Annotated in this window: 10 protein-coding genes and 1 riboswitch; all 10 genes read right to left on the bottom strand. The window is 49.0% G+C overall.

Annotated features, from left to right (window positions below; genetic code table 11):
* Window positions 1-579 (bottom strand): helix-turn-helix domain-containing protein (locus tag BUA14_RS23675; protein WP_072774834.1); only part of this gene is annotated, 579 nt, incomplete at its 3' end.
* Window positions 580-674: 95 nt separating this feature from the next.
* Window positions 675-821 carry a hypothetical protein gene (locus BUA14_RS28195; RefSeq protein WP_178371794.1) on the bottom strand — a complete coding sequence of 49 codons (147 nt, stop codon included), beginning with the start codon at window positions 819-821 and terminating at the stop codon, window positions 675-677.
* 79 nt (window positions 822-900) lie between these two features.
* Window positions 901-1,437: a cob(I)yrinic acid a,c-diamide adenosyltransferase gene (gene cobO, locus BUA14_RS23670; protein ID WP_072774833.1), complete on the bottom strand. Its 537-nt coding sequence runs from the start codon at window positions 1,435-1,437 to the stop codon at window positions 901-903.
* 117 nt (window positions 1,438-1,554) lie between these two features.
* A riboswitch (cobalamin riboswitch) is annotated at window positions 1,555-1,742 on the bottom strand.
* A gap of 211 nt (window positions 1,743-1,953) precedes the next feature.
* Window positions 1,954-3,165 (bottom strand): NADP-dependent isocitrate dehydrogenase, encoded by a 1,212-nt coding sequence (locus BUA14_RS23665; RefSeq protein WP_072774832.1) that lies wholly within the window; start codon window positions 3,163-3,165, stop codon window positions 1,954-1,956.
* A gap of 37 nt (window positions 3,166-3,202) precedes the next feature.
* Window positions 3,203-4,345 carry a homocitrate synthase gene (nifV, locus tag BUA14_RS23660; protein WP_072774831.1) on the bottom strand — a complete coding sequence of 381 codons (1,143 nt, stop codon included), beginning with the start codon at window positions 4,343-4,345 and terminating at the stop codon, window positions 3,203-3,205.
* Window positions 4,346-4,515: 170 nt separating this feature from the next.
* On the bottom strand, window positions 4,516-5,337 hold the full coding sequence (locus tag BUA14_RS23655; RefSeq protein WP_072774830.1) for a methyl-accepting chemotaxis protein: 822 nt from the start codon (window positions 5,335-5,337) through the stop codon (window positions 4,516-4,518).
* Between the two features lie 451 nt (window positions 5,338-5,788).
* On the bottom strand, window positions 5,789-7,243 hold the full coding sequence (gene gatB, locus BUA14_RS23650; RefSeq protein ID WP_072774829.1) for an Asp-tRNA(Asn)/Glu-tRNA(Gln) amidotransferase subunit GatB: 1,455 nt from the start codon (window positions 7,241-7,243) through the stop codon (window positions 5,789-5,791).
* Window positions 7,243-8,718 (bottom strand): Asp-tRNA(Asn)/Glu-tRNA(Gln) amidotransferase subunit GatA, encoded by a 1,476-nt coding sequence (gene gatA, locus BUA14_RS23645; protein WP_072774828.1) that lies wholly within the window; start codon window positions 8,716-8,718, stop codon window positions 7,243-7,245. The genes gatB and gatA overlap by 1 nt, the downstream gene beginning before the upstream one ends.
* A 33-nt stretch (window positions 8,719-8,751) precedes the next feature.
* Window positions 8,752-9,036 (bottom strand): Asp-tRNA(Asn)/Glu-tRNA(Gln) amidotransferase subunit GatC, encoded by a 285-nt coding sequence (gene gatC, locus BUA14_RS23640; RefSeq protein WP_072774827.1) that lies wholly within the window; start codon window positions 9,034-9,036, stop codon window positions 8,752-8,754.
* Window positions 9,037-9,153: 117 nt separating this feature from the next.
* The gene (gene ligA, locus BUA14_RS23635; RefSeq protein ID WP_072774826.1) at window positions 9,154-11,133 is read right to left on the bottom strand and encodes an NAD-dependent DNA ligase LigA; all 1,980 of its coding nucleotides are present in this window, start codon (window positions 11,131-11,133) and stop codon (window positions 9,154-9,156) included.
* Between the last annotated feature and the right edge of the window lie 130 nt (window positions 11,134-11,263).

Genomic DNA, 11,263 nt, shown 5'->3' with positions numbered 1-11,263 from the left:
CTCCAGCTCGTCTACTTCATCATCTGTCTTGTGCTTGCCGCGCCTGTCTGTGAGGCCTGCTTCACCGGATTCAAGATAGTTCTTTACCCAGGTGTAGACTTGGCTGTAGGAAACATCATACAGGGCGGCTGTTCCTTTATAGTCTTTACCGTGAGCGATGCAGTACTCGGTCATCTCTTTCCTCTCTGCCAGAGTGGTCTTTCGTCTTGCGTTTGCCATATAAACCTCCCGTTTCGGATCATAGTCCTTGAGTTCTTTATTGGCATTATAACGCTTTATCCATTGCCTGAGAACTTCCCTGGCTGAAATAGTATAGTTTGCTACGATGTCATCCACGCTGCCCTCTCCGCGAAGAACAGCTTCGACGCACATCGTTTTGAATTCTTTGCTGTAATGCGCATTGCCCTGTTTTTTTTTAAAGCATGATGCACCTTGCTTCCTATATTTGTGAACCCACTCCCTGAGCGTTTTTGCGCCAATTCCATGCACTTCAGCAAGGTAATCATATGAACCTTGCCCGGATAGATAGTCTTCAACAACTTTTATTTTCCATTCGGCACTATGCGGTGATTTGGACATAAAAATATCCTCCTAAAGTAGATTTGGATATTTCCATGGTCTACTTTAGGAGGAGCATATCACATTTAGGGGTGCTTCTATTCTTTAGATTCATTTCAAATCAAATCGATACTCAGGCTTTGCTTCTCCTGGGTATCCTGAAAGAAGAACAGGCATGACCAGAAGACCAAAGCCTTGGAATCGGAGATGGCCAAGCAGGGGCTAACAGGATGTAGTAAAAAAGCAGGGAGGATAATATCCATATCCTCCCTGTATAAAGAAGAGGTAATCCGGTTACTGCCAAGAAAACCGGAAAAATATCATAAAGCTTCCTCGAATGATTCAGAATTCGATTCCTTTCTGAGCTTTGACCCCTTTCCGAAAAGGGTGCCTGATTTCTCTCATCTCGCTAACCAGATCGGCTTTCTCGATAATTTGCGGCTTGGCGCCGATACCGGTAAGGACGAGATGTATTTCGGAAGGTTTGTTGTCGATCAAGGCCAGAACCGCTTCCTCGGAGATTAGACTGCAGATTACAGCACAATTGATTTCATCCAAAATAATCATATCCCACTTACCTGATTTGATTTCTATCTCCACAGTCTGCAAGGCTTTTTCTGCTGCGAGCTTAGGCCCGGAAAAAGCTTTTTCATCGCAATCCCTGACGAAGCCTTCACCCATTTGGTAGACGGTGAAAGATGGCCCCAGCTTTTCCGCGGCCCGCAGTTCGCCGCTGTCCTGCCCTTTAATGAACTGAATGACCAATACCTTTAAACCCTGACCCCAGGCCCTCATTCCCAGGCCAAACGCCGCGGTGGTTTTTCCTTTGCCGTCTCCGGTATGAACAATAACCAACCCTTTTTGCTTCTCCGTTTTAATCCCTCCAATATTTTACAAAAAAATAAAAAAACCCTTCACTAAGGAAGGGCGGACTTATGCTCTATACTACGGGTTGAGCCGCATAGACCAAATACTTCCTAACATCCCGTAGGCAGTTCACGTAGTTTGGCAAGAGCAGGTCTCCTGGCTTAAGTTCCTCATCACCCCACGTCTTCCCGGAAATAATTCCAGTGACAAAATTGTGAGCTGATTCCCTTTACAGTGGCGGGCACCGCGTCAGCTTCTACTGACTTCCCTTTTCAATTCTTACCTGAGTAAGAATCACTCTTCAGCCAATTATTTGATTTGATTAATCATAACACAACGTCTATCTGAATACAATTCCTGTTTGTTTGTGATCAGATAATAAGACCGAAGCTGAGCCTCGGTCTTTTCATACACCCTTTGGGTTTTACTTGGCAACTTGACTTATTAGCGAATCCTCTTTATTCCTAACTGAATGGGCTGTCTATCGGCCCCCTATCTCAGGCTGAGATAGGGGCCTTTCCTCTTCGCCTATGAGCGGAGCGTATCGAGAGTTTTCTTAATCTCTTCGAGGAAATCCTTGGTATTGACGGTTTTGATATTGGGCAGTTCCGAGATCAGAGCCAGGTCCTTGGTCATAATTCCGGCTTCGATGGTCTTTAAAGAAGCTTCTTCCAACTGCGTGGCAAAGTCGGCTAAATCCGGCAAACCATCCAGCTCTCCCCGCTTCTTAAGGGCGCCTGTCCAGGCAAAAATGGTGGCGATGGGGTTGGTCGAGGTATCTTCCCCCTGAAGATGCTTGTAATAGTGCCGGGTCACAGTCCCGTGGGCAGCTTCATATTCAAAATAGCCCTCCGGGGAAACCAGTACCGAGGTCATCATGGCCAGACTGCCAAAGGCCGTGGCCACCATGTCCGACATTACATCCCCGTCATAATTCTTGCAGGCCCAGATATAGCCCCCCTCGGAGCGGATGACCCGGGCGACGGCGTCGTCGATGAGGGTATAGAAATACTCCAGCTGAGCCTCTGCAAAGCGTTCCTTATATTCCTGGTCATAAATTTCCTGGAAAATATCCTTAAACGTGTGATCATATTGCTTGGAGATGGTGTCTTTCGTGGAAAACCACAGATCCTGCTTGACATCCAGAGCGTAATTAAAACAAGCCCGGGCAAAACTCTCAATGGATTCATCCAGGTTATGCATGCCCATGAGAATTCCTTTGCCCTTAAAGTCGAAGATGGTTTGACGGGATTCCTCCCCATGTTCACCTGAGAAAACCAGCTCCGCCTTGCCGGGGCCACCCACCCGATACTCCACATTTCTATAGATATCGCCATAGGCATGACGAGCGATGGTGATCGGCTTCTTCCAGGTAGTGACCAAAGGTTTGATCCCTTCTACCAGGACAGGGGCACGAAAGACCGTCCCGTCGAGAAGAGCCCGAATCGTACCATTGGGGCTTTTCCACATTTGCTTGAGATTGTATTCCTCAACCCGCTGGGCATTGGGTGTAATCGTCGCACATTTAACCGCTACCCCATATTTTTTGGTGGCCAAAGCTGCGTCAATGGTGATCTGGTCATCGGTTTCATCCCGTTTCTGCAGACCCAGATCATAATACTCGGTCTCCAATTCAATATAAGGGTGAAGCAGGATCTCCTTGATATAGTCCCAGATAATCCGGGTCATTTCATCTCCGTCCATTTCCACCAGGGGGACATTCATTTGAATTTTAGCCATAGCTTCCTCCTTAGATTAAGTCATTTTATAGGTTAGGTTAATGATTTTGCTTTTCTCTATGCAAATCTTCGTAAATATACATAAGCTCCTTATCAAAAAGGGAGCGCTTCATATCCACAGCAAAGGCTCTGACCCGGGCCAGCAGCTCACCGGCCTCTTCCTCAGAAATCTCTTTGCCGTATTCATTGCGGAACTTAGCTTTGATGGCGGCAGTTCCTGAGTGCTTGCCAATCACAATCTGGCGCTCCAGGCCCACTTCCTCCGGTTTAAACACTTCGTAAGTGAGGGGATTTTTCAAGGCCCCGTCGGCGTGAATCCCTGACTCATGGGCAAACATATTGCTGCCTACGATGGCCTTCCAGGCAGGAACAGAGCGTCCTGACGCTCTCGCTACAAATTCTGAAACCTCTACAAAGCGCTCTGTGGCAAATTTCAGATCGACTCCGGCCAAATACTTAAGGGCCATAACAATTTCCTCTAAAGCTGCATTACCAGCCCGCTCGCCCAAACCGTTGACCGTTACTCCAATATGGCTGGCTCCCGCTTTCACACCGGCTAAGGCGTTGGCCGTTGCCATACCAAAGTCATTATGAGTATGCATCTCCACATCGATATCGATGGTTTCTTTGATCTTCGTAATGCGTTCAAAGGTCGTAAAAGGCTCAAGGATCCCCACCGTATCGCAATAACGAAGCCGGTCCGCCCCCGCCTCTTTGGCCAGCCGGGCAAATTCCAGGAGAAAATCCATATCGGAGCGCGAGGCATCTTCGGCATTCACCGAGATATAAAGCCCGTTCTTCTTGGCAAATTCGGCAGCCTTGACCATCCGGGCCAAAACATCTTCCCGGGTAGTCATCAGTTTATGTTCGATATGAATGTCTGAGGTGGAAATAGATATAGCCACCGCATCACAGCCACAATCCAGGGATTTTTCGATATCTGCTATGACCGCCCGGTTCCAGCCCATAATACTGGCTTTCAAGCCCATTTTAACAATATCACGGATTGCCTTCTGCTCATCGCCGCCCATGACCGGAACCCCGGCCTCAATCTGATGGACACCAAGATCATCCAGCATCCGGGCAATCATCAGCTTCTCCTGATTAGAAAATACTACTCCTGCAGTCTGTTCTCCATCCCGCAAGGTGGTGTCTACGATCGTTAATTTTCTTTCCTCCACGCCGATTCAGCTCCTTAGCATATTTGCAACACTTCATCGAACTTAATACTAACACAATCTAGAAATTTGTGAACTATTCTACGCCAACAAATACTGTATACTTTTTCGAACAGTAAAAAAACAAGACTTCCTTTCTGTCCGATTATACTCCAGAAAAGAAGTCCGATTGCTTATAGCTTTGCCGCGAAGTCCTTCAATTTTAACCCTACATTGCGCAACTCGTCGATGGTTGCGGTATTCTCCTGAATCGCGGCTGCTTGCTGCTGCGAGATCGCTCCTGATTCCTCGGCTGAAAGGATCATATTCTTGACCGCCGAGGAAATCGCCTCGATGATGACCTTTACCTGTTCTGTGGAATGTTTGCTTTCATCGGCCAATTTCCGGATTTCCTGGGCGACGACACCAAACCCCCGCCCATATTCTCCAGCCCTGGCGGACTCGATCGCTGCATTTAAGCCGAGCAGATTGGTCTGATTGGATATAGATTTGATCGAATTGATGATGACTTCCGTTTCGGCAATTTTCTTATCGGACAATTGGGCCTTTTCGGTAAGCGCTTGCCCGACTTCCGCCAGCCTTGCCGCTCCAGAAGCAATCTCATTCATAGCCTCGGCCATTTGGTCCAGCGTATCAGCTAATTGCTCAGCAACTTGATTGACATCCTGCTGTTTTTTTCGGCCTGTAGCACATATTACAGTACCTACGGAATTGTTATTTTCATCGAGAATCGGAATGTTAACCCCTTTAAATGGCATGCCGTCACGAACATTAAAGGATGTTTTTCTCTTTTCCACCATACACTTTTCCGTGGCTTTTCCCCATACTTTACTTCCCACAGTGATGCCAATCGGTAAATCGGCACCTTCCACAGCTTGTATGTATTTTTCGCCATCAGTTACATAGAGTGCCATATCTTCAGGCAGAGACTTAACGATATGAGGCAAAACACCAACCAGAGCCTGCAACGCTTCCTGCCCTTTCAATACTTCCATTTTCTTTCCTCCAGACTTCGCAATTGAACGAGACTTAGGATTCACCATCATTTTACTATGGTTTTTCAATGGAAACAATCTTGTGAATGACTATTTTGAAATTTCCGATTATAAAAGTTGATGCCTTTACCAGAGCATACGCTTTCATCTCTTTTCTTGTGCCATTATGCACAAACGGTCAGACAGTTACACTTACTATTGTCTGCACATCTATAGTATATGAGGATAGCTTAACATATTTTGGTATGATCGTCTTTGTTCAATATTGACAATTATTTCTAATATTTTTGACATAATTGCATAAACATCCCTAATTAGACCAATTTTCTTCAGCAAAATAATTATTCTTTGCCCATCTTGTGCCTATCTTGCTAAAAAGCTTCCCTTCCAAGACTATGTCCGGAAAAGAAGCTTCTTAAGCAAATCTTCTGAGCTTTACTGAACTTTAGACTTAAAACTTCGCCAGCTGCTCCTTTAGTAAGTCGTTGACCACGCCGGGGTTAGCCTGGCCTTTGGTGGCCTTCATGATCTGACCGACCAGGAAGCCGATGGCCCGGTCTTTGCCGGCCTTATAGTCTTCCACCGATTGGGGATGAGCGGCAATCACTTCATCCACCAGCTTCAGCAAGGCAGCTGTATCGCTGATTTGGGCTAAGCCCTTCTCTTTGATGATAACTTCCGGGTCCTTCCCGGATGCAAACATTTCCTCTATAACCGTTTTGCCGATCTTACCGCTGATGGCTCCTTTTTCGATCAAAGTCAGGAGCTGAGCCAGCTGAGAGGGCCGCACCGGGGATTCTTCCACAGCGATTTGTCCGGCATTGAGGAGACGGGTGAATTCCCCCATGACCCAATTGGCCAAGGTCTTGGCATCTGCATAATGTTTCAACGCCTCGTCAAAAAAATCCGACAGTGCCTTGGATGCGGTGAGCACTCCCGCGTCATACTCCGTCAGCCCCAGGGACTGATAGCGTTCCCGGCGCGCGGCCGGCATTTCCGGAAGGGTTTGGCGGATTTCTTCCACCCACTCCCTGGCGATGACCAAGGGCACCAGATCCGGCTCCGGAAAATAGCGGTAATCATGAGCCTCCTCCTTAGAACGCAAGGAAAGGGTAACCCCCTTGCCCTCATCCCAGGTCCGGGTTTCCTGAATAACTTTTTCCCCATGCTCTAAAAGCTGAGCCTGCCGCCCAATTTCATATTCCAGGCAGCGCCGTACCGAGCTGAAGGAATTGAGATTCTTCGTTTCGGTCCGGGTGCCAAACTCCTGCTGTCCGTGGGGGCGCAGGGACACATTGATATCAAAGCGAATCGATCCTTGTTCCATCCGGCAATCGGAGACTTCCGTGTACTGAATGGTCCGCACCATTTCTTCTAAAAAGCTTACCACTTCAGCAATAGACCTCATATCCGGCTCTGATACAATCTCCAGGAGAGGCACTCCGGTCCGGTTGTAATCCACAAAAGACTCTTCCGAGGTGGAGATGGTGGCGCCGCTATGCACCAATTTTCCTGCATCATCTTCCATATGAGCCCGGGTTATGCCGACCCGCTTCTTTTCCCCGTCCACCGCAAATTCCAACCAGCCGTTTTTGCAGATGGGCAGATCATACTGGGATGTCTGAAAGTTCTTAGGGGCATCCGGATAAAAATAATTCTTGCGATCAAATTTAGAGAAGTCGGCAATGTCGCAATTTAATGCCAGGCCCGCTTTGATGGCCAGATTGACCACTTCACGGTTGAGAACCGGCAATACTCCGGGCAGTCCCAGGCAAACCGGGCAGACATGGGTATTCTGCTCTCCCCCAAACTCAGTGGAGCAATTGCAGAAAATCTTGGTCTTGGTGGCCAATTCCACATGGACTTCCACACCGCAGACCATTTCATAATGTTCAAAAACGCTCATTACCGCGCACCTCCTTTGCCTAGACCCGGTTTCATAGTATGGAAGGCGGTATTTTTCTCAAAGGCGTAGGCCGCTTTATAGAGGGTTCCTTCAGCAAAATGTTTCCCCATCAGCTGCATGCCCACGGGCAGTCCGTCCGCAAAGCCGGCCGGAATGGATATGGCAGGGATACCGGCCAGGTTAATGGGAACCGTGCAGACATCAGACAGATACATGGTCAGGGGATCTCCGGATTTCTCCCCGATGCGGAAAGCGGTGGTGGGGGTTGTCGGGGAAAGGAGCACATCAAATTTTGCCAAAGCCTCTTCAAAGTCCCGAACGATTAAGGTCCTCACCTTTTGGGCTTTCAAATAATAGGCATCATAATAGCCGGCACTTAAGGCATAGGTGCCCAGCATGATCCGGCGTTTAACCTCTGGGCCGAAACCTTCCGCCCGGGTTTGGCAGAACATCCCGATCACATCTTCAGCCCCTTCGGCCCGCTGGCCATAGCGAACCCCATCATAACGGGCCAGGTTGGAGCTGGCTTCTGCCGTGGCAATCAAATAATAAGCTGGCATAGCATATTCCGTGTGGGGCAGGGAGCATTCTTCAACGATCGCTCCCAGACTTTCATAAGTACGCAGGGCTTCTTGAATAACCCCTTCCACCTGGGGAGCCAGCCCTTGTCCAAAGTACTCCTTGGGTACGCCGATGCGTAAGCCCCGGATATCCTCGCTTAAGAATTGAGTATAATCCGGTTTCTCAAAGACGGCCGAAGTGGAATCCTTCCCATCATGTCCGGCGATAGCGTTAAGGATCAGCGCATTATCTCTTACAGTTTTCGTCACCGGCCCGATTTGATCCAGGGAAGAGGCATAGGCGATCAGCCCATAACGGGACACGGCACCATAGGTAGGCTTTAGACCCACCACACCGCAGAAAGCTGCCGGCTGGCGAATCGAGCCCCCTGTATCGGAACCTAAGGCATACACCGCTTGGTCGGCGGCCACCGCAGCTACAGAACCTCCGGAAGATCCTCCCGGTACCCGTTCCGGATCCCAGGGATTGCGAGTGTTGAAAAATCCTGAGTTCTCCGTAGAAGAGCCCATGGCGAATTCATCCATATTGAGCTTGCCTAACAGAACGGCGCCTGAGTCATGCAACTTCTCCGCCACTGTAGCTTGATAAGGGGGAATGAAATTCTCGAGAATTTTAGAGGAACAGGTTGTGCGAATTCCTTCTGTGCAAAGATTATCTTTCAGGGCCATGGGAATCCCCTCTAAAATCCCCAGCTTCTCTCCCCGCCCTAATTTTTCATCCACAGCCTTGGCCTGGGCAAGGGCTTCTTGCTTGGTAACTGTAATAAAGGCTCTGATATCGGGATCTACGGCTTCAATTCTATCCAAAAACCCTTGGGTGAGCTCTGTAGCACTGAGCTTCTTGCTCTCCAATAACTCATGCAGCTCACCAATGGTCAGCGCAGTCATCTCCATGAAGTTCTTTTCTCCTTTCAGATATAAACAACCTTAAACAATCCGCGGTACTTTAAAGAAACCATCCTGGGCATCAGGTGCATTAGCCAGCACCTTTTCCCGGGCCATGGAGGGCTTAACCTGATCTTCCCGCAGCACATTATGTAAGGGCACTGCATGGGCTGTGGGTTTTATATCGTCCGTATTCAGCTTTTCCAGCATGGCGGCATAGTCCAGAATGGAGTTTAACTGTTCTGTATTGGTCACCAATTCTTCTTCCGTCAATGCCAAGCGGGCCAGAAAGGCCACATGTTCTACTTCTTCGCGAGAGATTTTCACTTCATTCACCATCCCCTGTACAAAATAACGGTTAGAGTTTAATACTATAGCCTCAGAATGTATATTACAACAATTTTATGGGTAAATATACATTTTTCTGGAACAAAAATCAAGTTTTTAGGGCAACAGCTCAGCAAATTCCTCTTCGCTTAAAACCGGGATCCCCAGTTCTCTGGCCTTGACCAGCTTGGAACCGGCCTTCTCCCCGGCGACCACAAAGGCGGTTTTCTTGCTGACACCGCTGGCAGCCTTGCCTCCGAACTCTTCGATCATGGTCTCTACATAGTGGCGATCCCAGCGCTCTAAAGATCCCGTCACCACAATGCTTTTCCCCGCAAAAATCTGAGGCTTGGCAGAATGCTGCGCCCTCATCGCTACTCCTGCCTGGCGCAGTTTATTCAGGAAGTGGTGAGTGCTTTCCTGCTGGAAGAACTGAGCGATACTTTGGGCCATAGCGGGACCAACATCCGGAATCTCCTGCAATTCCTCTACCTGAGCTTTCTCCAGGTCTTCCATGGTTCCGTATTTTTGGGCTAAGATCTTACCGGCCTTTTCTCCCACATGCCGAATTCCCAGACCGAAGATGAGGGAAGCCAATCCCCGTTCTTTGCTGTCTTCGATGGCTTTGAGCAGATTCTCGGCAGACTTTTTGCCCAGCCGTTCTAATGGAACCAGAGCATCATATTCCAAAGAATAAAGATCGGCGGCATCCTTAATCAGTCCGGCTTCCAAAAGCTGATAAATAACCGCCGGTCCCAGTCCATCAATATTCATGGCATTCCGGGACACAAAATGAATAATGGCTTCCCGCTGCCGGGCCGGACAGGTGATGCTTGTACAGCGGTGGGCTGCTTCCCCTTCTTCCCGGATGACCGGACTTTGGCACTCAGGACAGAGCTCGGGCATCTCAAAGATCCGCTCCCCACCTGTCCGCTTCTCCGGCAGGGTTTTCACCACTTCAGGGATGACATCTCCAGCCTTTTGGATCAAAACATGATCCCCGATGCGAACATCCTTGGTGCGGATATTATCCAGGTTATGAAGAGTAGCCCGGCCCACTGTGGAGCCGGCCACAAAGACCGGAGTCAAATAGGCCGTAGGAGTCAGCACTCCTGTCCGCCCTACCCGAATCACAATGTCCTCCACAACAGTTTCCACCTGCTCCGCAGGAAATTTATAAGCGATGGCCCAACGAGGACTTTTGGCTGTAAAGCCCAGTTCCCGCTGCTGAGCGATATCATTGACCTTGATCACCAGTCCGTCAATATCATAAGGATAGTTATGGCGTTTCTCCACCATTTCCCCGCAATAAGCAATAACCTCTTCAATGGCGGAAAAGACCCTATATTCAGGGTTAACCGAGAACCCCTGCTCCTTAAGATAATCCAATACGGCAGTCTGGGAAGCCAGCTCTCCCCCTTCAGGAGTCAGGACTTGATAAGCAAAATACCCTAATTTGCGCTGGGCCGTGATCTTGGAGTCAAGCTGGCGCAAAGAACCGGCCGCCGCATTTCGGGGGTTGGCAAAGAGAGGCTGTCCAGCCTCCTCCCGTTCCTGATTCAGGCGCAAAAAGGAACCCTTAGGCATATAACCCTCTCCCCGCACATCCAGGCGGGCGGCCTGCTTACGCAGCCGCAAGGGAATAGCGGATATGGTCTTCAGATTAGCTGTAATTTCTTCACCCACTTCACCGTCGCCGCGAGTAGCGCCGCGAACCAGAGCACCATCTTCATAAGTTAAAGCAACGGTTAAGCCATCGATCTTAAGCTCCACCACATACTCCACTTCAGCAACCAAAGCGCGGACCCGGCGGTCAAACTCCAGAAGTTCCCCGGCATCAAAAGCATTATCCAAACTAAGGAGGGCTTCAGCATGACGAACTTTAGGGAATTCCTTGGCGATATAGCCGCCGACCCGTTGGGACGGGGAATCGGGAGTCAGGAATTCCGGGTGTTCTTTCTCCAGGCGAATCAACTCCTGAAGAAGTGCGTCATACTCTGCATCACTTAAGGTCGGCTGGTCCAAGCCATAATATTGATAATTGGCTTCCTCGATTTGTTCACGTAAGGCCTCGATTCTTTGTGACACATCGGACATAAATATATTCCCTCCTTGCATTGACTAAAAATATCCAGGTCGGGGCAAAGCCCCGCCCGCTTAGACCCATAAAGCAGCCCAAGGATTTTGCTTTACAATAGGGAGCGGATTTAAGCGAGCGGAAACAAAA

Origin of the sequence: Desulfitobacterium chlororespirans DSM 11544 (assembly GCF_900143285.1) — a bacterium.
Lineage (GTDB): Bacteria > Bacillota > Desulfitobacteriia > Desulfitobacteriales > Desulfitobacteriaceae > Desulfitobacterium > Desulfitobacterium chlororespirans.
The sequence above is the reverse complement of the archived record's forward strand: the minus strand, read 5'-3'. Positions and strand labels throughout refer to the sequence as shown.